Here is a 25,023-nt window from a genome sequence, read left to right as displayed (position 1 = left end):
TCATCTGCGTCAACCCGTAATCTACGACGATTTACGCACGCGCAAATACCATTCAGCGAGCAAACGAACCTGCTTGCGGGTGTAGCCTTTTTCCATCATACGGTCGACAAAGTCGTCGTGTTTTTTTCTGCTCGTCGCTAGTAGGTCTTCTGGTGTTAAACGAGATCACTGGCAGAAGATCTTCGGTATTGGAGAACATCTTCTTCTCGATCACCGTTTTTAGCTTCTCATAACTGGTCCAAGCCGGATTTTTGCCCTCGTTGTTAGCGCGGGCGCGGAGCACAAAGTTAACGATTTCGTTACGGAAGTCTTTCGGATTACTGATTCCTGCTGGCTTTTCGATTTTTTCCAGCTCGCCATTCAACGCGGAACGATCAAAGAGCTGACCGGTGTCTGGGTCCCGGAATTCTTGGTCTTGAATCCAAAAATCGGCATAGGTGACATAGCGGTCAAAGATATTTTGGCCATATTCAGAGTACGACTCGAGGTAGGCGGTTTGGATCTCTTTACCAATAAACTCTATGTATTTGGGGATCAAATAGCCTTTGAGATGTTCCAGGTAACGTTCAGCGACCTCTTGCGGAAACTGCTCTCGCTCAATTTGTTGCTCTAAAACATAGAACAGATGGACTGGGTTAGCCGCGACTTCTGCATGGTCAAAGTTGAAAACGCGTGACAAAATCTTGAAGGCGAAACGGGTTGATAGCCCATCCATGCCTTCGTCGACCCCAGCAAAATCTCGGTACTCTTGGTAAGACTTGGCTTTGGGATCTGTGTCTTTGAGTGTTTCACCATCATACACGCGCATTTTTGAATAAATGCTCGAGTTTTCTGGGTCTTTCAGGCGTGATAACACCGTAAAGCGGGCCAAGATATCGAGCGTGCTCGGTGAGCAAGGCGCATGACGTAACTCGCTGGTAGATAGAAGTTTGTTATAAATATGGATCTCATCCGAAATCCGTAAACAATACGGCACTTTGACAATATACACACGGTCGAGGAAGGCCTCGTTATTTTTGTTATTGCGGAATGACTGCCATTCGGATTCATTGGAGTGGGCCAAAATGATGCCGTCAAATGGCAATGCAGAAAGCCCTTCCGTGCCGTTGTAGTTGCCTTCTTGCGTCGCTGTGAGTAGGGGATGAAGCACCTTAATCGGCGCTTTAAACATCTCCACAAACTCCATCATACCTTGGTTAGCACGGCACAACGCACCGGAGTAGGAGTAAGCGTCGGGATCGTCTTGTGAATAATGTTCAAGCTGACGAATATCGACTTTACCGACCAAGGCAGAGATATCTTGGTTGTTTTCATCGCCTGGCTCGGTTTTGGCAACCCCAACTTGGTTGAGAATTGATGGACGGAGTTTGACGACTTTGAACTGGCTAATATCGCCACCAAACTCTTTTAATCGCTTGGCAGCCCAAGGCGACATAATGTGGTGAACGTATCGCTGTGGAATGCCATATTCTTGTTCGAGTAGATGTCCATCTTCCGTCGCATCAAAGAGACAGAAGGGATGATCATTGACAGGGCTACGCTCGCCATTGGCGGTGAGTACATAAATCGGCATCTGCTGCATCAAGCTTTTTAGCTTCTCCGCTAATGACGATTTCCCCCCACCGACAGGGCCGAGCAAGTAGAGAATTTGTTTGCGCTCTTCTAAGCCTTGAGCGGCATGTTTAAGGTATGAAACAATCTGTTCGATCGAGTCTTCCATACCATAAAAATCTTTGAATGTTGGGTAGCGTGAAATAACACGGTTGGAAAACAGTCGACTGAGCCGAGGGTCGAGCGAAGTGTCGATCTTTTCTGGTTCGCCAATTGCCATCAGCAAACGCTCGGCGGCATTGACATACGCACCGCGATCATCTCGGCACAGATCCAAGAATGCTTGAAGGCTCATTTCTTCGTCTTTGGCTTCTTCATAGCGCTGACGATAGTGATCAAAAATAGTCATGGTCCTGCCCCCTAAATCGTCTAATAACCCGAAAAGAAAAGGTGAAAAATTGGCTGAAGGTTCCCTTCTCTTTTTATAAGGTTAGACCCCCTTTGCTAATTTTGCGTGAAAGAATTGTTTGTTTTTTCGATAATTTTTGTTGTAAGTGCATTACGCGTATCTGGTCAAGATATTGACAGCGGGGGGGCAAGGTAGTGAAGTATGCTGTAGGCGCTACGTTTACCCCTTAGGCTGACTAAGTTGGCCTTGGACAGCCCCAATGTATAGAGGAAATGATGATGAAAATAGCAAGAAGAACGGTGGGGGTAGCTTGTGCCTTAGCACTGACGTCAACTAGCGTATCAGCAGAAACATATGTCTCCGCTGGTGTGATAGGGGCATTTTCACCGCAGGTATATAAAGATACCGATACTGATCCACTTGTTGTGCCAACTGTGAACGTTGATACAGACCACTTTTACTTTCGCGGCTTGACTGCTGGTGCACGGCTAGCGCCGAAAGACTCGACACACAACCTGGTGTTATCAGCGACCTATGATCCTCGCCGTTTCGACCCCGCAGATACCGACGATCCGCAATTGAGCCGACTCGACAAACGCGATGCATCGATTGTGGCAGCGCTTGCCTATCAATACCGCTCACCAATAGGCCGTTTTCAGGTGTTGGCCGGAGAGGGGGTGACGCATGATAGAGACGGGGTGTATGGAGAGGTAAGCTGGAAATATGGGTTTAATCATCCTCGTTGGGGGATCTCACCAGAGGTAGGATATGCCTATAACAGCCATGAGCTAAATCAGTATCTTTATGGGGTCAACGCCACTGAAGCGTCGCGCGTTTCAGGCATTGAGGCGTATGAGCCAGGCTCTGCGGGGCATTACTTTGTGGGAGCCAGTGGTTATTTTATGCTGACCGAGCGCATCCAGTTGCTTGGTGGCGTGCGCTATACCAACCTCGATGATGAGATTGCCAACAGCCCGATGGTAGATCAATCCACCGCCGCCTCTGGTTATCTCGGCGTGAACTATGTCTTTATGTAACTTAATCTTTATATCGCGGTGATTGATGTCACTTCGCGATACCTGACATCGGGTAACGATAATGAGCAGGCCACCTTAAACGAAGGTGGCCGCGTTGTTTAGCGTCGCGCTTTTTCATCGCAGTGCTTTTTCATCGCAGCGCTTTTTCATCGCATAGCGTCGTGGCGAGGGTATAGGTTTGCCCTGGCGATACGACGGTATTTGGTGTCTCAAGCGCGGCCTCTATACAGACAAAATGTTGATAGCCATCGTCATCCATATCAGCCATTTTTACCGATGCAGCTTGTCCTGGGTTCCATATCACCGCACTGGTTGCTCCTTGGTTAGTGACAGTAATCCGGCGGCTACCGACTGGGTCGGTGAGCGACAATGTATCGTGTGCACCGGTATAAATGCGGTCAACTGGCGCTTCGAAGGTGACGTGACCGGGTGCTGGCTTCTTCTCGCCGGCGCTGAAATTATCGAGATACTGGTTACCAACCCCGTTTACGGAGGCTTGCTCGCTGTCCGCGACGGTCAGATAGCTGTGTAACGCGCCACCCATCGCCCAATCATGTTGATCGGTATTGGTGACGGCGAGGGAAATATCGGCTTTTTGTGTCAGGGTGAACGTGACCGTTGCCATAAAACAATGGGGCCAGAGCGCCATCGACTGTTCTGATTCAGACAATTGCAGTTGCACGGTCACGCCATCCGGTTGCTCGTCAATCTGTGCCAATTGCCACATCTGTCGACGCGCAAAGCCATGCGAGGGCGACCCAGATTGCCCAAACCAAGGCCAACAAATGGGGACGCCGCCTCGCAATGGTGTCTGTGCATCATAGATGGCGTTGCGACTCATCCACACCAGCGAGGGTTCACTTGTCGGCGCAAAGGAGAGCAGATGAGCGCCGAAAAGGCTGATGGTGGCAGCACAGGATGGGTGATTAATACGAAGAATGGGAACGGATTGTCGATAGCATAAATCGACAGAGGCGGAGAGTTGACGTTCAAAAAGCAAAGGGGTGGACATAGCTTGAACCTCTTGGGGTAGTGTCTACGATCAAAAAACAGGCTCACCGGATAAGCACCAAATACACAAAAGGCGGCTCGAGGCCGCCTTTTCGTATGGTGTCGCTACATGCGCATTACTTAGCGATGTGTGCTGCTAAGTCTAATACTTTGTTTGAGTAGCCGATCTCGTTGTCGTACCAAGATACTACTTTTACGAAGTTATCAGTCAGTGCGATACCTGCTTTTGCATCGAATACTGAGGTTTGTACTTCGCCGATGAAGTCTTGAGAAACAACGGCATCTTCAGTGTAACCGAGCACGCCTTTCAGTTCGCCTTCAGATGCTTCTTTCATGGCGGCACAGATTTGGTCGTAAGACGCGCCTTTTTCTAGGTTCACAGTCAGGTCAACCACTGAAACGTTCGCGGTTGGTACACGGAACGCCATACCTGTCAGTTTACCGTCTAGCACAGGCAATACTTTACCAACGGCTTTTGCAGCACCGGTTGAAGATGGGATGATGTTCTGAGATGCACCACGGCCGCCGCGCCAGTCTTTCGCAGAAGGGCCGTCAACGGTTTTTTGAGTCGCAGTGGTTGCGTGAACCGTGGTCATCAGGCCTGATACGATGCCGAACTTGTCGTTCAGTACTTTTGCAATAGGCGCTAGGCAGTTCGTGGTGCAAGATGCGTTAGACACGATATCTTGACCTGCATAGTCTTGCTCGTTCACACCCATAACAAACATTGGCGTGGCGTCTTTTGACGGTGCGGTAAGCACAACTTTCTTCGCACCTGCTTGAATGTGTTGACGTGCTGTTTCGTCAGTCAGGAAGATACCGGTCGCTTCCGCAACAACGTCAACACCAACGTCACCCCACTTAAGATCTGCTGGGTTGCGCTCTGCGGTTACGCGTACGGTTTTGCCGTTTACGATCAGATTACCGCCTTCAACTTCTACGGTGCCGTTGAAACGACCGTGAGTTGAATCGTATTTCAGCATATAAGCCATGTATTCAACGTCGATAAGATCGTTGATTGCTACCACGTCGATGTCGTTACGTTCTACAGACGCACGAAATACGAAACGGCCGATACGGCCAAAACCGTTAATACCTACTTTGATAGTCATTATGTTGCTCCACAACTTAATTTCGAATGAGATTAAACTGGTAGTAAAATTACAGAATAGGACCCCGTCATGCAAGGATAATCGCCGCCAAAATTGTTCAAAATCAAAAAAAAGTACGGATTTTTTTTACATCGCCTAAACATTTGGCACCCTTACGACCATGCCTGTGTCGTCTTTCATCAATCGTGGATAAAGACCAATCAGGCAGATACAACGACTGGTCCTGTTAGCGTAGAAGCAGAAGGACAATTGTGAAAGGCAAACTGGTACGACAAGTTTGACGTGACCGATTTGCCTTTGGTTGGGCGTTGCCACTCATTGAGTGATTGGCGCGAGCAGTGATGCCTGAAAATTGCCGTCGTCGATCGCGGCGGATATCTCAAATGCCAATCTTTGCAACGACGTTTCTTGTTGTTCGGTCAGGGTGTAAAGACGAGCCAAGCGATCACCTTTCGCTATAGGGAGATTGTAACTTTGTCCCACTTTTGCCCACAAATAAGCATGTTCAAAGCGTTTTAGCGCATGATTGGTGGTGGCGAGTGATTTAATCACCTCTGGAATCACGTCTTTTTTCACGGTTATGTCGCGACCGTCGTATAGTTCTAACGCGTGTAATAAAATTTCTACCGTTTTAGCCTTGTCCCGCGAGATATAATAGGTCGCCAAGCCGAGCTGTAACTGAGGTGTTTCGAGGTGGCGTGTGCTTCCAGCTTCAAAAACTGTGGTAAGGCGCTGTTATCACCTTGTGACCAACGGTAGTAAATCACCGGAGGTTGATAAGACGCTTTCAGTTCCTTTTCCAAACGATCGATCGCGTCATAAGCGTGATATACCGCCTCCGTGCGTTTGGTTTTGCGCGCTTTGAGTGTGGTGGGTTCAATTCCAGCCACCAGTTCCATACAGCGTAAGTAGGCTTTGGTTTGCTTAAGTTCGGTGAGCTTATTGAGATCGGTCGGTTTTTGGTCAACGGCCAAACGATCGAAAATTAGATCTGAGCGCTCAAACCGGCACTGTCCATCACCGATGTTTAGCCTTCACACAACTCAGGATGCGTTTCGCATACTTGGTTGGTGGTTGGCTGACCATCACAACCGGCCACCAGCAGTAAACTCATGACAAGACTGAGAGGGTAAAAATAGCCAGTGATTAATCGTAAATTCATTATTTGTCGTATCCTGAGTCAACTGCGTCGAGTATACGTTATCTTTGAGTGTAGTTGATGCGTGAAAGCGTGATAAAGCGCACTTTGCTAAGCATGCCGTTTACCGACCAAGATCAGGCATAATAGTCGGAACCGGACCATACAGAGGTAATCATGGATATAGAACAAGTTTTAAAAGCAATGACGCCTGAAATATACGAGCGTTTGTGTTACGCGGTAGAAACCGGTAGATGGCCTGATAGTACCAGCCTGAATCAAGCGCAACGCGATCAAGCCTTGCAAGCCGTGATGCTCTACCAATCACGTCATAACAGCCAGCCTCAGCATATGACGGTCGCAAAAGGCGGCAATGTGACTTGGAAATCGAAAGCTGAGCTTAAGCGTGAATTTGCCGGTCAAGACGCGCAGCGCATCGATATTGAGACTAAGCACTAGTCGTCCCCCTGGTTGGCTGAGTGACACGTCTTGTTTAACTTGGCTTTGTTGAACCAGCACTTGCTATATCTGTCCTTGCGAAATATGTCTTTGTGAAATATGTATTTGTGAAATAGCAAACGCCGGCGTTTTGGTCGGCGTGACATCTTAGATTGAGCGTTAATCAGCTTTTGACCACGGATCTTTCCGTGCCATCGCGGATCTCCCCCTAATAATAGCTCAGCTCACCACGAAGATCTTTTTGCACCAAGGTGCGAAGTGTTTCAAAAGGCAAGTCTTGGCTGAGTAAAAAATGTAGTTTTGCTAACGCAGCTTCGGGCGTCATGTCATAGCCGCTGAGCACGCCCGCGTCGGCCAGCGCACAACCGGTGGCATAGCCGCCCATATTAACTCGTCCTGCCAAGCATTGGGTTAAATTCAATACCAACACACCGCGATCGGTGGCCTGCTTGAGTAAATCGAGTAATTCGGGATTTTGTGGCGCGTTGCCAACCCCAAAGGTGAGTAAAATCATCGCATTGACGGGCTGTTTAAGCGCGTTTCTTACCACATCTGGTGAAATCCCAGGATACATCATGATCACGGCAACCGGTTGATCGCTAATGGTATGGACCTTAAAAGGCCCTTGCGAAGGCTGATTGAGCTTGTCCGCTTTTACCTCGATATGAATCCCAGCTTCAAGCAACGCTGGCAAGTTGGGGGAGGTGAACGCGTTAAACCCGTCAGCATGTGACTTGGTGCTCCGGTTGCCGCGCAGAAGTTGGTTATTAAAAAACAGCGTCACTTCGTTCACTGGATAATTCGATGCGATATGCAGCGCATTGAGCAGGTTCGCTTGCCCGTCGGAGCGCAACTCTGCAATCGGGATCTGTGAGCCGGTGACAATCACTGGCTTTTCTAGATTTTCTAACATAAATGACAGCGCGGAGGCCGTGTATGCCATGGTATCTGTGCCATGCAATATCACAAAGCCATCATATGCGTGGTAATTTTCGCCAATATCGTCCGCAATCCGTTGCCAATCCGTTGGCGTCATGTCCGAGGAATCAATGAGTGGTTCGTACTCATTGATAGTAAAAAGCGGCATTTCTGGACGATGGAATTCAGGCATGTTTTCCAACTGTTGCTGGAGAAAGCCGGACACAGGGACATAACCATGATCCGATTTCTGCATCCCGATCGTGCCACCTGTATAAGCAATATAAATATGTTTACGTTCCATCATGTCAAATCTGCATTTAATGAGCGTGAGCACAGTATACATGTAACGATTACATCGGTAATACCGAGCGGCACACAGAATAGAAGAAAAACAGGGGGATTACCCTGGCCAAGCGGCCAGGGCGAGTGGATCCTACTGATACTCACAGTTCAAACAGAACAAGTAACGTCCTTGTGGGTCGTTAAATTTCTCCAGTAAGGTTAACGACTGCCACTGCGGCGATGCTGCCAACTGGCGGGCAATTGAAGGCATCGTCGATTGCACCGCTTCACCGAGTACATTGGCACTTTGCCCCAGCATATCGTTGACAAATTGCTCAAGAGGCGTAAGTGGTTGTTGCATCCAATCCAGTTGATAATTGTCGATGTCAGCCAGTTCAGCCGCGATCGATACCGCATCGTCAAAGTCACCCAAGCTGTCTACCAATCCCAGCCTCAAGGCATCTTGTCCGGTCCAAACACGGCCTTGGGCCACTTGGTTGGCTTCTTCCATCGACATATCACGGTGGTTGCTGACCAAGGATAAGAAGCGATGATACCCGTGCTCAATGCCGAGTTGCATGATATCTCCTACTTCGTCTGGCAGTGCCCGGGTCACGCCGACGCCTGCAAACGGTGTGGTGCCGACGCCATCAGACTGCACGCCTAAATCATCCAGCGTGTTCTCAAAGGTGGTGAACAAGCTAAAGATACCGATTGATCCGGTAATCGTGGTTGGCTGAGCAATAATGCGATCGGCGCTGGCCGATAACCAGTAACCGCCAGAGGCTGCGACACTCGACATCGAGACCACTACGGGTTTACCTGCTTCTCGTAGCGCATCCACTTCATTACGAATAATTTCGGAGGCGAATGCGCTGCCGCCCGGGCTATCAACGCGAAGCACAACCGCTTTCACACTGTCGTCAAGGCGAGCATCACGTAGCATAGCGGCGGTGGTATCTCCTCCAACGATGCCAGGACGCTGACGCCCATCCATGATCGGGCCACTGGCCACTACCACGGCGATATTCTGACTGCCTGGCAGGCTAAAGCCGCTTTGCACTTTGGGTAGGTAATCGTAATAGCCGGTGTATTCGAAGCTGTCTTTACCGTCGCTGCCAAACTTATCCGCCAAATATCGACGAATTTGCTGACGCGTCATACGTTTATCGACAATGCCAACATGCTCAGAGAGCGCGGCAAAATCGCCATCAAAGTCACGCAGTGAAGCGAGTAATTGCTCAGCGCTGGGAGACAGTACATTCGGCTCAATACCGCGATTGTTCGCCACATCGCTGACATAGGCATCCCACAGCTGAGACAACCAAGCTTGATTGGCTTCGCGGGCAGCGTCTGACATATTATTGCGCGTGTACGGCTCCACAAACGACTTGTAAGTACCGACTCGGAACACGTGTGTGCTCACATCGAGCTTATCGAGTAGGTCCTTCCAATATAAGTTGTAGCTGCCGTAACCTTGCAGCATGACCATGCCATCAGGCGACATCAGTACTTCATCGGCATAACTGGCCAAGTAGTACTGGCTTTGGCTGTAAGTACCGCCGATTGCAATCACTGGCTTGCCTGTGTCTTTAAAGGCCTCGATGGCTTTGGCGATATATCGCAGCTTCGTCAGGCTGGTAGAAGGCATATCGCCTAGACTGAGGACTAAGCCGTTAATCTGTTCATCGGTCGCAGCATGGCGCACGGTATCAACAATATCAAACAGCACGTTTTCGGTTTCTATCGGCTGTCCAAGTGCATTGCGAGATAAGGTATCGACAGGGCTTAAACGCTTTTTTTGTTCAACGATGGGACCGTCAATGTTGAGCAAGAGCGCTCGTGGCTCTGGATCGGTTTGTACCACTTTCGCGGTGCCTGAATCCTTGGAGGTCAGTGGCATATCGGTGGTAAAAGCAAAATAGATTGCCACGATTACGCCAATGAAAAGGACGTTTAACAAAAGTTGGCGGGCGAAACTGAGAATGCGCCACAACCATCGGAATAGGGATGCAATAAAGCGAAACAGTTTTTTCATACGTGAGTCCATCGGTGCATGTCTCTGATATCCTAGCTGATCAGAGCTAAGAGCGATAGGCTATCATCCTCGTCCTTTCTCTGTAATACAGTGCGAAAGTCCTACCTAGATCAATAATTCACGATTCTATGTTGCCAGATTGTAAACGAATGTTTGAAATCACGTGTCTGTCAGCGCTATAGTCTGGTCAGACCACAACAAAAAGTGAGCAAGCGATGGAACAGCACCCTTATCCCCACATGCTAGCCCCTCTCGACCTTGGGTTTACCACCCTGAAAAATCGTGTCTTGATGGGGTCAATGCATACCGGGCTTGAAGAAGCAAACGATGGTTTCAAAAAGTTGGCAGCCTTTTACGCTGAACGAGCTAAAGGTGAAGTGGGGCTAATCGTAACTGGCGGGTTTTCGCCTAATTTTCGTGGCCGTCTCACCCCATTTAGCGCCCAGTTTAGTTCTGGACGGGCAGCGCGTGCACACCGTGCGATCACTAAAGCCGTCCATGAAAATGGGGGAAAAATCGCCCTTCAGTTACTTCATGCCGGTCGCTATGCGTTTCACCCTTTTTCCCAAAGTGCGTCGGCGATTCGCGCGCCGATCAGTAAATTCACCCCGTTTGCAATGAGTGAGAGGGCGATTTGGCGTACGATCAAATCTTTTGGCCGCAGTGCGGCGCTGGCTCGCGAAGCCGGCTATGACGGGGTTGAGATCATGGGCTCTGAAGGCTACCTGATCAATCAGTTCTTCTGTCACCGTGCCAATCGCCGCTATGACCAGTGGGGTGGGCCGGTCGAAAATCGCATGCGGTTCGCGGTTGAGGTAATGCGTGCAGTGCGTCAAGCGGCCGGCGATGACTTCATTGTTATTTTTCGTTTATCGATGCTGGATTTGGTTGAGCAAGGCAATACGTTTGAAGATGTGGTCACACTGGCCAAAGGTTTAGAAAAAGCGGGTGTGACCATTATTAATACCGGCATTGGGTGGCATGAAGCGCGCGTGCCGACCATTGCAACTCAGGTGCCGAGAGGCGCGTTTAGCTGGGTCACTGAAAAGTTAAAAGGTGAGGTTTCCGTCCCCTTAGTGACTTGCAACCGCATTAATACCCCAGAAGTCGCTGAATCGATTCTTGCCAAAGGGCAAGCAGATATGGTTTCAATGGCGCGCCCGTTCTTGGCTGATGCCGAATTCGTGGCGAAGGCAAAAGCCGATCAGTCGAATGATATTAATACTTGTATTGCCTGTAACCAAGCTTGTCTGGACCACGTCTTTAAAGGCAAACGCGCCAGTTGTTTGGTTAACCCTAAAGCCTGTTATGAGACCGAGCTGGTAGCCACCCCCGTGCGCCAAGTGAAACAAGTGGCCGTGATTGGGGGCGGAATGGCTGGGATTAGTTGTGCGACCGAAGCGGCCGAGCGTGGACACGAGGTGACCTTGTTCGAAAAAGCGGATCGTCTTGGCGGCCAGTTCAATTTAGCGATGACGATTCCTGGTAAAGAAGAATTTAAAGAAACCATTCGCTACTACCTCCGACGTCTAGAAAAGGCTGGGGTAAAGGTTGCGCTTAATCAGGATGTCTCGGTGGAGATGCTACGCCCATTTGATGACATTGTTGTCGCCACGGGGGTAAAACCGCGTCGTCCCGCCATTGAAGGGATCGATCACCCGAGCGTCATCGATTATCAGACCTTTATTGGTGAACAGCCTGAGCTAGGAAGTCATATCGCGATTATCGGTGCCGGCGGGATCGGTGTGGATGTCGCGACCATGATCACCGAGCCCAAAGATCAAAGTTTGGATGCTTGGCTCAATGAATGGGGAATCGATAAAACCATCACCCACGAGGGCGGGCTCTATCCAGGACACGATACACTAAGCGACAAACAGGTGTGGGTATTGCAACGTCGCGAAGGGCGGGTCGGAAAAGGTCCGGGCAAAACCACCGGTTGGATCCATCGAAAAACGTTACAAAAGCGTGGTGTGAATCTTGTCGGCGGCGTGAGCTACCATAAAATCGACGATGAGGGCCTGCATATCAGTGTTAAAGGCGAAGCACACCTGATCCCTGCGACTCAGATCATCTTGTGTGCGGGGCAAGAATCTGTAAATACGTTGGCCGAGCAGCTTGATGATGCCAGTGTCTCTTACCATTTGATTGGTGGTGCTGAGCATGCGGGAGAGCTTGATGCGAAGCGAGCTATTCGCCAAGGGATTGAAACGGCCTTAGCGCTTTAATCTCGGACGCTTTCATCCTGGCCACTTTAAACCCGGATAATTTTCACGTCTTTAGCTGCGGGCGTCTGTGCTAATATGCGGGTATCCGCTCATTTAGTGAGCGTTAAATGGTTAAAAAGGATAAGTCATGGACGCACTTGATTTACTATTAAAGCGCCGCTCTGTTCCACGGTTAGCGGCGCCAGCCCCGAGCGGTGAAGCACTAGAAAACATTATCCAATCAGGGTTACGCGCCCCAGACCATGGCGCCCTGACGCCGTGGCAGTTTGTGATTTGTGAAGGAGACGGACTGACACGGCTTTCTACCATTTGGCCTGAGGCAGCAAAGGCCAACGGGGCGGATGAAACGGCAGTGAAAAATGCCAAAAACGCGCCTTTTCGAGCGCCGATGGTTGTGGCAGTGATTGCGCGCACACGCGTGCACGACAAGGTTCCGACCATTGAGCAGCATATTTCGGCGGGATGCGCGACACATGCCATGCAAATGGCCGCCGTCGCGCAAGGATTTCAAGGCTTTTGGCGTACAGGGGCATTTGCATACCATCCCGCGGTGAGAGAGGCATTAGCGGTAGAAGGTGATGATCATATTGTCGGTTTTTTGTACTAGGTACGCCCGATTGTGCGGCTGCCAATGCGCCCAAACGTGATGCGAGTCAGTTTGTCTCCTACCTTTAAATGACTGGGCCTACCTCATTGCTCGATAAAAACCTGTGCATATGTACAGGTTTTTTATTGCGCCACGATCGGGCTTTGCTTACCATGCGGGCAGCGACTTATAAAGAGACTCTGTCATGGCACGATTATTTATTGCGGAAAAACCGAGTTTAGGGCGTGCAATTGCCGCGGGCCTGCCGAAGCCTCATAAAAATCACAAAGGGTACATTGAAACCGGGCAGGGCGATGTGGTCACTTGGTGTATTGGTCACCTGCTTGAGCAAGTCGAGCCAGAAGCCTATGACAGTCGCTATAAAAAATGGCACCTCGCTGACCTCCCCATTGTGCCCGAACAATGGCAGTTACGTCCGCGCAAAGCGGCCTCTAGCCAGTTAACGGTAGTCAAAAAACTGATTAAGCAATTTGATCACTTGGTCCACGCCGGCGACCCAGACCGCGAGGGGCAGCTGCTGGTGGATGAAGTGATTGACTATGCCAAGGTCAGTAAGAGCAAAAAAGCCAATATAAAACGCCTTTTGATCAGTGATTTAAACCTCTCTGCGGTTAAAAAATCGCTCAGCAACATGCAAGACAACAAGGGTTACATGCCTTTGTCTGTTTCCGCGTTAGCGCGGTCACGCGCCGATTGGGTCTATGGGATGAACCTAACGCGCGCTTATACCCTGCTAGGGCAACAAGCCGGTTATCAGGGCGTACTGTCGGTCGGGCGGGTACAAACGCCGGTGCTTGGCCTGGTGGTACGACGCGATCAAGCAATAAAACATTTTACTCCCCACCCGTATTATCAGCTCGACGCAATCATTGCTCACCAAGAAAATGAAATACGCGCGCGATGGCAGCCTAGTGACGCCTGCGCAAAATGGCAAGACGAACAGGGACGGGTGCTTTCTCGGCCCTTAACCGAAAATGTCGCCAACCGCATAGCGGGACAGCCTGCCACGGTCATCGATGCGGAACGTCAGCAGCGAAAGCAAGCGGCACCACTGCCGTATAATTTATCAGCCTTGCAAATAGATGCGTCAAAGCGGTTTGGTTTTAGCGCGCAAAAAGCGCTGGATGTATGCCAACAGCTTTATGAACGCCATAAGCTCATTACCTATCCGCGTTCTGATTGTCGTTACTTACCTAAGGGCCATTTTGCTGAAGCGCCCAAGATATTGAACGCAATCAAAAAAGGATGTCAGTCACTGAGCGAGGCTTGTGATCGTGCGGATCCAAAACGGAAAGGCAAAGCATGGAACGATGCCAACGTCGGTGCGCACCATGCGATCATTCCGACCGCAAAAGCCGCCCCTACAAACCTGTCAGCCGACGAAGCGAAAATTTATCAGCTGGTGGCACGCCAATATGTGATGCAGTTTTATCCTCCTGCCGAGTACGCGGAAGGCAAACTGGTGTTCGATATTGCCGGTGGCTGTTTTATTGCCAAAGGTAAGGTGCTCACTCAAGCGGGCTGGCGCGCGCTATTGCCCACCAAGCAAGCCACAGACAGTGACGCCACGCCTTTGCCGTTAATGGAAAAAGGTGAGCAAGCGCAGTGTGAACGTGGCGACATTAAAGACTGCATGACCGAGCCACCGGCTGCGTTTACCGAATCCAGTTTGCTGCAAGCGATGACAGGCATTGGCCGCTATGTGCAAAACAAAGCACTGAAAGAGATCCTACGAGAAACCGATGGGCTAGGCACTGAAGCCACTCGGGCTGGTATTATTGAGCTGTTGGTAAAACGCAGCCTTTTGAACCGACAAGGGAAAACACTTCATGCTACGGCTAGTGGAACCGGATTAATTGATGCCTTACCCGACAGTGCGACTTACCCAGATATGACCGCAGATTGGGAGCGACAGCTGCAAGACATGGCGGACAAACAATGTGCTTATCACCCCTTTATGCAGGCGTTAACCGACAAGGTCACGGGCTTGATTGAACGTGTGCAAACCGCGCCGCCGCCTGCCTCTTTAAAAGATTTACCCGTGGCACCGACAAAAACGTTCAAACGGAAAACACGGCGCACAAGCAGTCATCGTAAAGGGGCCGCGAAATCAACTTCCGGTGCAAAAAAAACGCGTAAAGGCTGTGGGGCAATAACCGCGTCTAATTTGGTTATACGTTTGATCGCATTTGTTGATCATATGTTTAATCGTATTCACAATGACGTTATTGTCGGACAACCGGCTAGCGGGCACTAAAACAGGTAGGCAGCGAGACAACCGACCAATGTCATGACGAATAAAAACACTTTTAACACCTTGGGATTGGCTGAGATAGCAAATCGCACCGCAATTCGTGCCCCAACCATGGTACCCATTGCCAGGATCAGTCCTGGCACCCAACGGACTAGGTCATCGGCAATAAACACTACCAGTGAAAGGGATGTAAAGGCCAAGGTACACGCCAGTTTGAGCGCGTTACCGCGGACCAAATCGTAGTTTAAGGTGCCACACAGCGCGGCGAGTAAAACAAATCCGACGCCCGCTTGCACGAACCCGCCATAAAAGCCTGCGAGCATCAGACCAAACCATGCGGTAGGTGTGCCAGATACCTTTTTGACTGGTGTCCCGGCAGGCGGGCCAAAGGTGGCGGGCTTCACCAGCATGACCAGTGTCATGGTGAGCAAGGTACCAAGCAGCAAGGGTTTGACCCAACTCGCCGGCAACCACGCTGCCGCTAACGCACCGCATAAACCACCGATTAAATTCGGTATCAATATTGGAATGATATCCTGGGTATCGAGCTTGTTATGGTGGCGAAAACCGGTCATTCCTGACGCACACTGTAGCCACACCGCCACGCGATTAGTAGCATTGGCCACATCCGCAGGCATCCCCATCACCATCAACGCGGGTAATGTTAGGTTAGACCCGCCACCGGCTAGCGTATTGATCATCCCTGCGATCACACCCAAACTGACCAAGATAAAACTGTATTCGAGACTGATTGCCATACACACTCCTTGTTTGCAATCGGTTGTGTTTTTTGGATAAAAGCGGTCTGATTGTATCGCCAATCTGTGGATATAACAGCTTGATCCTACACATACTGAATCAGTGCAATGTGGTGAAACTGATCGGTAACACTGGCGATTCTTCCCATGCCCTTTATAATCGCGTGCTACACCTGAAGTCTTTGGTTAATGTTCGCTCCGTTAACAGAGCGAGATAAGGTTGTGTCACGTCATGCAGCAAGCTGTTCCATCGGCGCTTGATAAAGTCGCCCGACGCTCGGCGCGAGTCGGGTTCATCTACAATGTGATTATTTCCATCATGGTCTTCATGTTTACGGTAGCCTCGGTGGAGTTTTGGCTTTACCAACAAGCGCATGATCAAGAAGTGAAAGACGTTCGCAACGCCTTATTGGCCTATCGCTCGCGGATTGAACTTAAAGTGACCCAGAACATCGATTTAAGCCATGGGATAGCGACCTATATCAGCTTAAATCCAGATCTGACGCAAGACCAATTTGCCCGTTTTGCTCACCAGTTAAAAGCCAAGTCTCCTCACATCCTAAACTTTGGCGCCGCTCGTAACTGGGTCATCAGCCATGTTTATCCTGAGAACCTGACATCATCGCTAGTCGGGACGCGTTATCATGATGTGCCTGAGCAATTAGAGAGTGTACGGGCCGCGTATGCGTCCAGTGCGCCCGTGATCTCAGGGCCTGTGGATCTCCTTCAAGGTGGCACTGCCCTAATCGCACGCCAATCGATAGTGAATCAAAATACAGGGTTACCCTGGGGCGTGTTATCCACGGTACTCGATATTGATAGCTTGTTCTCAGCCAGCTTTGCCGAAGGTGAGGCGTATCCGGTGCGCGTGGTATTGCAAGAAAAACAGGCGACTGAGGATACGTTCAGCGCGATTTATGGTGAACCCTCGATCTTAACGCACTCCCCGGAGTCCGTCGCCGTGAGTTTGCCCTCTGGCCACTGGCGTTTACTGGGTGTCCCACAAGACGATTGGAAAAGTTTGCACGCTCACCCAACGGTATGGACGGTTGGGTTGATTATCTTGGGGTTTTGGCTCGGTGGGTTATATGGACGATTTAATGCAGGACGCAGTTTTGCCCAGTCGATTGGTCGTGTGGTCGATGACAGCTACCGCTTTAGAAGTATCTTTAAACGCCATGATGCGGTAATGATGTTACTGGACGCGAAAAGTGGCGAAATCTTAGATGCCAATGACAGTGCGCAGCGTTTTTACGGTTATGACCATGCGACGCTCACCGCGATGCGTATTAGTGACATCAATACTCAAACCGATGACACATTGAGCACCAGTCTTTCACAAGCCAGGCAGCGCGAGAAAAACTGCTTTATTTTTTCACATCGGCTGAAAAGTGGTGAGATCCGCGAGGTAGAGGTTCATTCGTCCCCGATTACCGTTGGTAACGCACGCCTGCTTTTCTCCGTGATCCACGACGTGTCCGAACGTCTGGAAGTGGAACGTAAGCTGATGCTCAATGCAAAAATCTTTGAGCAATCCAGTGAAGGTGTGCTGATCACCGATGCACAAGATTATATTGTTGCCGTCAATGGTGGCTTCAGTGCGATCACCGGGTATCAAGAAGACGATGTCGTCGGGTTTAAGCCGTCAATTCTTAATTCAGGCCGACATGACTCGCAGTTTTTCGCTGACATGTGGCAGCAAATCAACCAGGAAGGGCGTTGGAAAGGCGAAATCTGGAATCGTCGCAAAGATGATGTCGAGTATCCACAGCTTCTTTCGATCAGTGTGGTAAAAGATGAAGACGGTGAGGTGGTTAATTACATCGGTGTTTTTTCTGATATTACCAAGCTCAAAGACTCAGAAAAGAAACTGATTGATTTGGCTCACTATGACTCGCTGACCGGATTACCCAATCGTCTCCTGCTAACCTCTCGCATTCGCCAAGCTATGAATACGCAGCCGGTTCAGCACCACCCGCTTGCGCTGATGTTCCTCGATCTTGACCAGTTTAAGTTCGTCAATGACAGCCATGGGCATACCGTCGGTGATGAACTCCTCAAATTGGTGAGTCAGCGCTTAGATGGCCTCTTAGATGAAGGCGACACTTTAGCGCGTCTTGGCGGTGATGAGTTTGTGATCCTAAGGTTGATTCATGCTAACGATAACGCCTGTATTCGCTTATCTGAAGATGTGATTCAGGCCATGAACCGCTTGTTTGTCCTCAAAGGCGGGATTGATGCGCAAATCGGCGTCAGTATTGGTATTGCCCAATACCCAGAGAATACCTCGAGTACCGATGATCTACTGACCTTTGCTGATTCGGCAATGTATCACGCGAAAAAATCGGGGCGAAATACCTATGCGTTTTACAATGATGCATTGACGGTAGAAGCGAACCACAAATTACGGTTGGCGGTTGAGTTGCGTCAGTGTGTGCAAAATGAAGAGTTAGAATTATATTATCAACCCCAGGTCGATTTGGTGACCGGCGATATTATTGGTGTGGAGGCGTTACTGCGCTGGCATCATCCTGAACGCGGGCTTTTATCACCGTTCCACTTTATTGATGTTGCCGAAGAGCGTTCAATCATCCACGACATCACGCAATGGGTGGTGGAGACAGGCTGTCAGCAGTTAAAAGCCTGGCAGGATGCAGGCGTCAATGTGTCTATGGCGGTGAATATTTCGCCGCGCAACCTTGCCGATGTAACCTTTACCCAAGTGGTGTTTGAGGCTCTAGAGCGCACTGGCGCGGATCCGTGTTTTTTAGAGTTAGAAATTACCGAAAACACCTTGATAGAAAACCAAGCCAATGCGCTAAAGGTGCTGGAGCAATTGCGTGACAAAGGGGTTGGGATTGCTATTGACGACTTTGGTACCGGCTACTCGTCGATGGCATACCTTAAGCGTTACCCTATCTCAAAACTAAAAATTGATCGTCACTTTATTAAAGATATCCAAAGCCAATCGCCGGATGAACAGGAAGTGGCGATTGTGTCTGCCATGATTGCAATGGCAGATAGCCTTGGGATGGGCGTGGTGGCCGAGGGCATCGAGACCTTGCATCAACAGGCTATTTTACGTGAGTTAGGTTGCACGTTTGGCCAAGGGTACCTTTATCGCCGTCCCGCGCCCGCAGCGGACATAACCGAGCTGTTGGGCCTGGAGCCGAACGGCGAGGGCGATGCGTAATCGGCTCCTCCTTTAATTGTCATGGCTCACAGTTTTAGGGCGCAGAGGCAGGAATGATGTCAACGCCTTGCTGTTTTTTTATCCTGATAGGAAATGGCAAGGAGCACAATCATGACTTTTTTCTTTCCTAGACGGCGGCTGGCTACCGCGGTAGTGGCCTCGTTGACTATGGTGGCCTCGTTTTCCACTGCGGCGGCCCCGCATATCACGGTCACCACCTCAACGACACAGTCTGACCGACCGCTTGATCCCAACTCCCCAGCGGTCTTCTCGTTAGGTAAAAACACCTACCAAATCAGTGTGGAAGGGATCGAAGGTGACTGTCAGGCGACTTCCCCCGAGAACGCGAAATTTAATACGCCTATCCCGCTTTCTTGCCAAGATAAGACAAACTTTACCCTTACCGTGCGTTTTGCCGGGGATTATGGCTTTTATTATCAGCCAGAGACGCAAACAATCCGCGTTAAACGTGAACCGAAAAAGACAGCGTCAACGTTTAAACGTCCGTTGCCCGATGTCCAGTGTCACCGCTACCAAGGAGGGCCGGTCACCCTCTCTCTGGGAGAGAGTTTTGCCGACGGCACGCCATTAAAAGAGGCGCTGAGTGGACAGGTTGTCACGGTGAAAAATCAAAGCGTAACGCTTACCCCCGCACCGGAAAGTAGCGGATTGGTGTTACTCGCCCCGGTTGACGCGCCGGAGCCAGATTTTACCTATCGCAATGCGAACATCTATTTTGTCATGGTAGATAGGTTCAATAATGGCGAACCGAGCAATGATCACAGCTACGGGCGCCACCAAGATAACGCGCAAAACATTGGCACTTTTCATGGCGGAGATCTACAAGGCGTAATCGACAAATTGGATTATATCCAATCGCTCGGCACCGATGTGATCTGGTTATCGCCGATCGTCGAGCAGGTTCACGGGTTTGTCGGTGGTGGCAGTCAAGGGGACTTTCCGTTTTATGCCTACCACGGCTATTGGTCGCGTGACTTCACCCAAGTTGACAACAACTTTGGTGACGACGCCACGCTAAAAAAACTGGTCGACGAAGCGCATCAACGCGGATTAAAAGTGTTTCTGGATGCGGTGGTCAATCACCCTGGTTACGCCACGCTCGCGGATTTACAGCAAGATGGGATTAACGTGGTCAATGACGCTGCGTTACCCGCGCAATGGCAAGATTGGCAGCCCAGTGACGGGCAGAGTTGGCATGACTTTCATGATGCGATCGACTACAAGAGTACGCACTGGCAACAGTGGTGGGGAAAAGACTGGGTACGCGCAGGATTACCGGGTTACGATGAACCTGGCAGCAGTGATAAAACACTGACCCTAGCAGGGTTGCCTGATTTTAAAACCGAATCTTCCCAGCCTGTGACGCCGCCGCAATGGCTGTTAGACAACCCCGGAACGCGTGTACAGGCACGAGATAATTACACCGTGAGTGACTACTTACTTGAGTGGCAGACCCAATGGATTGAGCGTTTTGGTATTGATGGTTTCCGCGTTGATACGGTTAAGCATGTAGACGGAGATATCTGGCGAGCATTAAAAGCACACACCTCTGATGCACTGGAAAGTTGGCGTACGGCCAACCATCAAGAGGGCGACCCCTTTTGGATGATGGGGGAAGTGTGGGGACACAGCGCCTACCGGAGTCCCTATTTTGACCAAGGCTTTGATGCATTAATTAACTTTGACTTGCAAAAGCAGATGGACAAAGGGGCGTACTGTTTAAGTGAAATGGAAACCACGTATCAAGCATATGCTAAGACTATGCAAACCGAAAAGGATTTCATTCCGGTGAACTATATGTCATCCCATGACACTGAGCTCTTTTTCAGCCGCTTTAAAGATGCCAGCATGCAACGCGGCGCCGCTAATGCATTACTCTTAGCGCCCGGCGCGGTTCAAGTCTATTACGGCGATGAAGTCGGGCGCGATCTAGGCCCCTACGGCGATGACTTTCACCAAGGCACACGCTCGGATATGGTGTGGCAGCGAAACGCCATGCAAGCGGGCTTATTGAATCACTGGCGAAAAGTGGGACAATTTAGGCAATGCCACCCTGCGGTAGGAGCGGGCACGCACCAAGTGATCCCTCAACCAGACGCTTATGTCTTTTCTCGCCAATTGGGTGAAGATACAGTTGTTGCTGCGTTTGTTGGCCGCCCAGCCGAATAACCAAGCGCACCTAGCGGGACTTCATCCGTCTTGAGAACGCAATACGAAAAAGCCCGTCACTCATTGAGCGACGGGCTTATATATATTGGTCGGTCTGACTGGATTTGAACCAGCGACCCCTGACACCCCATGACAGTGCGCTACCAGGCTGCGCTACAGACCGACTAAGCGCTATATTACGAATCGGCCTGATGCCTGTCAATTGCTAAAACGATTGTTTCCCGGTTTTTCAATTGTTTGGCCAGTTATCGCTTGGTTATACGTCAGTTTGAGCGTGTTACTGAGGCTCGTGCTCTTCGGGGTAATAGAAACGCTTCAATTCATGCATCACTTGCATCAGCAGTGACAACTGGGGTTTTCCCTCTGGAAGCAGGGTATAGTGGCGATCATAAACTTTGTAATTGCCAAATTTATCCACCACCGTGGTTTTTTGTGGCTGTATCACCACGATATCACGACTGTCACCAGCCAACACCCACTTCCGTGATTGGCTCTTGAGCTCAAACAGGTTGATACCGCTACTGTAGCTGTCCGCCGGTGAGCTGACCGATAGCATAGATTCCATCAAAGTCGGAACCACATCCAGGTGGCTACTGTAATGATTAATCTGTTCCGCTGGTTGGTTAGGCCAGTGCATTACCATTGGCACTTGGAGCTGATAACGACTGTAATTCGTGTTCGAGCCCCAGCTGTTCATCCCTGTTTCATTAAATTCCATACCGTGATTCGCGGTAATCATCACCACCGTATTGGCTAACTTGCCCGATGTTTCTAGGTGTTGAATCAGTTCGCCCAACTGCTCATCCAGGTAGTGAGCGGCATTGTTATAGCTATTTTTGAGCACCAAGCCTGTTTGCTGATCGACACCGGCCATCCCGCTATCAAGTGCAGGCTGGAACGGTTGTGCATAGTCGCCGCCTTGCTCATATTCATTGACTGTGGCCAGCTCTAAATAGCCGAACCAAGGCGTATCCGCTTGACGCGCTTGCAGCCAACTTTGCATCGAGGTAATCGCATTGGCGTCAGCCTGCCAAGCCGGCGCCTCTGACTGTGTGTCAGCATCTAATGCGCGACTAAAAATACTTTGATAGTAAATTGGGTTAGAAAAATTGTCGCCACTGAACAGCCCGAGTTGATAATCGCGTTGATTGAGCGTGTCCATCAATACGGGACGCAAGCCCTCGGTTCGTGCACTTTGTGCATAACTGCCTGGCAGGCCATAAAAGAAACCAAATAAGCCGGCCATATCATCGTTGCTACTACTGAAATGGTTCTTAAACCACAGATTATCATTCGCGAAACGATGCAGGTTAGGCATGGTGACTGGATTGAGCATATCGGCTCGCAACCCTTCTACCATCACAACTAATAGATTAGGGCGATATTTGTTGGCGTCAGGCGCAAACGAGAGGGGCGCGAGAGGATAACGGATCACCTCGCTGGTTTCTTGGCCGCGTTGCTCGCGTAGGCGTTGATACTCTTGTCGATCGAGCAAGCCATACTTTTCCATAAAGGTTTTCGCTGTCATCGGATAAGAGACAGGAAAGGTCGAGCGTTGCGCCGTGACCGGGCTATAAATGAACGCATCGGCCCAAATATGGATTAAATGACTAGCAATAAAGCAGATAGAAAACACGGTGGCAACCGGAATACCAACGCGTTTGCGAGTTAATTTACGCAGCTTACGCCACACCCACTCGGCCATAATCAACTCTAGGATAAAGATCACTGGCCCAGCAATAAACAGATACTGCCAGTGGGCATTCATGTCGGTTTTTTCGCCGCTTAGAAGCAGCTCCCACACCAAGGGGTTGAGATGCAGATGTAAGGTTTGATACGCATAAATATCCAGCAGCAGGACCATCATTCCGACTGTCGCGACTATCACCGCAAACAGCCGCATGAGGCGCTGAGACGGAATAATAAAACTCGCGGGAAAAATGATCAGAATATAAAGTGCAAAAATCAGGAAGCCAAAGTGGCCAATCCAATTGAATACCAGGTAGCTTTGCCCTAATAGGGTTTCAGGCCATCCAGATTGGCTGATATAGCGTGTGCCCAGCAACATAGCGGCAATGATGTTGAAAAAGCTAAACCAATGCCCCCAACTGATCAGCTGGGATACTTTGTCACGATACGATGTTCCGCTATCAACCATACAAATTTATTCTTCTCTTATTAGGGTCTGCTGCTGCAAGCGTTATTGGTTATCGATTGATGCCATTAATGCTTGGGCGAACTTGTCGGCAAAGGCCTGACGTTGTGCGGCAGGAATATTGTGGTTAAGGATATTGGTGGCGACATTCCCAATCACCATCAGTGATAAATCTGTTGATGCACCGTGTTGCTCTAACACGTTGACAACATCACTGATAATACGTTCCACTTGCTTATCATCATATTTTGAGGTTACAGGCATAAAATCATCTTGTCTTATTAAAACCAAAGCAGCGTATAATAACTCACACTTTAGTCTTACTGAAAATCTTTTCAATCATGACCCTCACGCTTTCTAACGTAATAGTACATCAAATTGTCAAACAAGCTGATGATTCGCTTAATGTTCAGCTTCGCGACGGGCCCTTGCCGCCCAGCGAGCAAACCGAAAATCTGATGGCGGATGTGCATCGGGTTTATCATGCAAAAGCAGGCAAAGGGTTTGCGTTGTTCGACACCGAGAGTGAATTCCAGCAATGGTTAAAGGCCTATCGCGCTGATGAATTGGACTTTCGAGCTTTTTCTCAACGTGCCGTGGAGCGCCTGCGCACTGAGCTCGCCAAATACCCGTTTGCCGATAATGGCACCTTGGTGATGGCGCATTACCGTGCTCTGGCGACCGACTACGTGTTTATTGGTGTGTTGGAATCCAAGCACAGTGTACGTGTCACCGATGAGCTTGACGTCAATGCTACCGAATACCTAGATGTCAGCAAAATGGACATCGCGGCTCGGATTGATTTGTCTACCTGGGAGACGGATCCCGCGTCAAACCGCTATCTTTCCTTTATCAAAGGGCGAGTCGGGCGCAAAGTGGCAGACTTCTTCCTAGATTTTTTGCAAGCGGAAGTTGGCATGGACAGTAAGCAGCAAAACCAAGTGACTGATGCAGGCGGTGGAGGATTACTGTGATGATGCTCGCTTGGATAAAGAAGAAAAAAACAATTACCGTAAGCAAGTCTATGACTACTGCAATGATCAGCTCAAAGCGGGTGATGAAGTGGTGGTCAAAGAGCTCGCGAGTGAGCTGCCAGAGACGCCAGAAGGGACGGATTTTTACCAATACGCCAACCAGCAAGGCTATGAGCTGGAAGCGCAGTTTCCTGCTGACCGTACGACGATGCGCAAGTTAACCAAATTTGTCGGCTCAGGCGGCGGGCTATCGGTGAACTTTGATGCCATGTTGATGGGTGAGCGCGTGTTTTACGATCCCGACACAGACACCCTCACCATAAAAGGGACGCCTCCGAATCTGCGAGATCAACTGCAACGCCGTTTATCTAGCCGAGACGATGAATAAAAAAAGCGGGACACGGCTAGGGCGTGTTGATCTTTCGTGATTGTTTTTTGAACGGCATGATAAGGCGTTATAATCTCTTTCGCCAAAAACAAACTGTAACGCCATACCATGCCGAGACTCATGCTAACTGATAAGCGGTGGCAAAAGCTACTTCAAGTAATGAAGAACACTGGCCGCATTTATAATAAATCTGAACATAGAATGACCTTTGAAGGGATCCTTTACCGCTTGAGAACAGGAGTTCCATGGCGTGATCTTCCAACAGAGTTTGGGGACTGGAGCACTGTCTATCGTCGCTTTAATCTATGGTCGAAGAAA

At 49.8% G+C, this 25,023-nt stretch carries 15 protein-coding genes, 1 tRNA gene and 4 pseudogenes; 9 read left to right on the top strand and 11 right to left on the bottom strand.

The features are described from left to right. Window positions 1-21 precede the first annotated feature (21 nt). A pseudogene (locus DZ54_RS17735) lies at window positions 22-1,960 on the bottom strand (PrkA family serine protein kinase). Window positions 1,961-2,232: 272 nt separating this feature from the next. Here DZ54_RS17735 and DZ54_RS0100470 point away from each other — a divergent pair. Further along, window positions 2,233-2,997, top strand: a complete 765-nt coding sequence (locus tag DZ54_RS0100470) for a MipA/OmpV family protein (protein WP_025672735.1) — start codon at window positions 2,233-2,235, stop codon at window positions 2,995-2,997. A gap of 130 nt (window positions 2,998-3,127) precedes the next feature. Here DZ54_RS0100470 and DZ54_RS0100465 read toward each other — a convergent pair whose 3' ends face one another. From DZ54_RS0100465 to DZ54_RS25695, 4 genes and pseudogenes are all read right to left on the bottom strand, one after another. Then, window positions 3,128-4,009 carry a D-hexose-6-phosphate mutarotase gene (locus tag DZ54_RS0100465; protein WP_025672734.1) on the bottom strand — a complete coding sequence of 294 codons (882 nt, stop codon included), beginning with the start codon at window positions 4,007-4,009 and terminating at the stop codon, window positions 3,128-3,130. A 115-nt stretch (window positions 4,010-4,124) separates the two neighbouring features. Next, a complete protein-coding gene (gene gap / locus DZ54_RS0100460; RefSeq protein ID WP_025672733.1) occupies window positions 4,125-5,120 on the bottom strand; it encodes a type I glyceraldehyde-3-phosphate dehydrogenase in 996 nt (331 codons plus the stop codon). A 315-nt stretch (window positions 5,121-5,435) separates the two neighbouring features. Beyond that, window positions 5,436-6,094 (bottom strand): annotated as a pseudogene (locus DZ54_RS17730) (DUF2989 domain-containing protein). 53 nt (window positions 6,095-6,147) lie between these two features. After that, window positions 6,148-6,282, bottom strand: coding sequence for a DUF2989 domain-containing protein (locus DZ54_RS25695; RefSeq protein WP_240473872.1), 135 nt, complete (start codon window positions 6,280-6,282; stop codon window positions 6,148-6,150). A 153-nt stretch (window positions 6,283-6,435) separates the two neighbouring features. Here DZ54_RS25695 and DZ54_RS0100440 point away from each other — a divergent pair, with 153 nt between their 5' ends. Further along, window positions 6,436-6,717 carry a YeaC family protein gene (locus DZ54_RS0100440; RefSeq protein ID WP_025672730.1) on the top strand — a complete coding sequence of 94 codons (282 nt, stop codon included), beginning with the start codon at window positions 6,436-6,438 and terminating at the stop codon, window positions 6,715-6,717. Between the two features lie 208 nt (window positions 6,718-6,925). On the opposite strand, the gene ansA is transcribed toward DZ54_RS0100440, so the two are convergent. Beyond that, on the bottom strand, window positions 6,926-7,939 hold the full coding sequence (gene ansA / locus DZ54_RS0100435) for an asparaginase (protein ID WP_025672729.1): 1,014 nt from the start codon (window positions 7,937-7,939) through the stop codon (window positions 6,926-6,928). 132 nt (window positions 7,940-8,071) lie between these two features. Continuing rightward, the gene (gene sppA / locus DZ54_RS0100430; RefSeq protein WP_025672728.1) at window positions 8,072-9,958 is read right to left on the bottom strand and encodes a signal peptide peptidase SppA; all 1,887 of its coding nucleotides are present in this window, start codon (window positions 9,956-9,958) and stop codon (window positions 8,072-8,074) included. Between the two features lie 215 nt (window positions 9,959-10,173). On the opposite strand from sppA, the gene DZ54_RS0100425 reads away from it, so the two are divergent. The 3 genes and pseudogenes from DZ54_RS0100425 to DZ54_RS0100415 all read left to right on the top strand — a co-directional run bounded on the left by DZ54_RS0100425 (window position 10,174) and on the right by DZ54_RS0100415 (window position 15,050). Beyond that, a complete protein-coding gene (locus DZ54_RS0100425; RefSeq protein ID WP_025672727.1) occupies window positions 10,174-12,186 on the top strand; it encodes an NADPH-dependent 2,4-dienoyl-CoA reductase in 2,013 nt (670 codons plus the stop codon). 127 nt (window positions 12,187-12,313) lie between these two features. Further along, window positions 12,314-12,861 (top strand): annotated as a pseudogene (locus DZ54_RS17725) (NAD(P)H nitroreductase). A gap of 116 nt (window positions 12,862-12,977) precedes the next feature. Next, window positions 12,978-15,050, top strand: coding sequence for a DNA topoisomerase III (locus tag DZ54_RS0100415; protein ID WP_025672726.1), 2,073 nt, complete (start codon window positions 12,978-12,980; stop codon window positions 15,048-15,050). Here the strand turns inward: DZ54_RS0100415 and DZ54_RS0100410 are convergent. Then, window positions 15,047-15,805, bottom strand: coding sequence for a sulfite exporter TauE/SafE family protein (locus tag DZ54_RS0100410; protein WP_025672725.1), 759 nt, complete (start codon window positions 15,803-15,805; stop codon window positions 15,047-15,049). The two genes, DZ54_RS0100415 and DZ54_RS0100410, sit on opposite strands and share 4 nt — an antisense overlap. Before the next feature lie 232 nt (window positions 15,806-16,037). On the opposite strand from DZ54_RS0100410, the gene DZ54_RS23145 reads away from it, so the two are divergent. Further along, complete coding sequence (locus DZ54_RS23145) at window positions 16,038-18,998, top strand: bifunctional diguanylate cyclase/phosphodiesterase (RefSeq protein ID WP_025672724.1); 2,961 nt, start codon at window positions 16,038-16,040, stop codon at window positions 18,996-18,998. Between the two features lie 168 nt (window positions 18,999-19,166). Then, window positions 19,167-21,188: an alpha-amylase gene (locus DZ54_RS0100400; RefSeq protein WP_037353150.1), complete on the top strand. Its 2,022-nt coding sequence runs from the start codon at window positions 19,167-19,169 to the stop codon at window positions 21,186-21,188. Window positions 21,189-21,274: 86 nt separating this feature from the next. Here DZ54_RS0100400 and DZ54_RS0100395 read toward each other — a convergent pair. The 3 genes from DZ54_RS0100395 to DZ54_RS0100385 all read right to left on the bottom strand — a co-directional run bounded on the left by DZ54_RS0100395 (window position 21,275) and on the right by DZ54_RS0100385 (window position 23,607). Further along, window positions 21,275-21,351, bottom strand: a tRNA-Pro gene (locus DZ54_RS0100395). A 114-nt stretch (window positions 21,352-21,465) separates the two neighbouring features. Next, on the bottom strand, window positions 21,466-23,346 hold the full coding sequence (locus tag DZ54_RS0100390; RefSeq protein ID WP_025672722.1) for a DUF3413 domain-containing protein: 1,881 nt from the start codon (window positions 23,344-23,346) through the stop codon (window positions 21,466-21,468). Window positions 23,347-23,388: 42 nt separating this feature from the next. After that, window positions 23,389-23,607 carry a YejL family protein gene (locus DZ54_RS0100385; protein WP_025672721.1) on the bottom strand — a complete coding sequence of 73 codons (219 nt, stop codon included), beginning with the start codon at window positions 23,605-23,607 and terminating at the stop codon, window positions 23,389-23,391. 77 nt (window positions 23,608-23,684) lie between these two features. Between DZ54_RS0100385 and yejK the strand changes: the two are divergent. Both yejK and DZ54_RS17710 read left to right on the top strand, forming a co-directional pair. Next, window positions 23,685-24,705: pseudogene (yejK, locus tag DZ54_RS17715) on the top strand (nucleoid-associated protein YejK). Between the two features lie 108 nt (window positions 24,706-24,813). Further along, window positions 24,814-25,023 (top strand): transposase (locus tag DZ54_RS17710; RefSeq protein WP_037353147.1); only part of this gene is annotated, 210 nt, incomplete at its 3' end.

The organism is Salinivibrio socompensis S35, assembly GCF_000513715.1.
GTDB classification, from domain to species: Bacteria; Pseudomonadota; Gammaproteobacteria; order Enterobacterales; family Vibrionaceae; genus Salinivibrio; species Salinivibrio socompensis.
The sequence above is the reverse complement of the archived record's forward strand: the minus strand, read 5'-3'. Positions and strand labels throughout refer to the sequence as shown.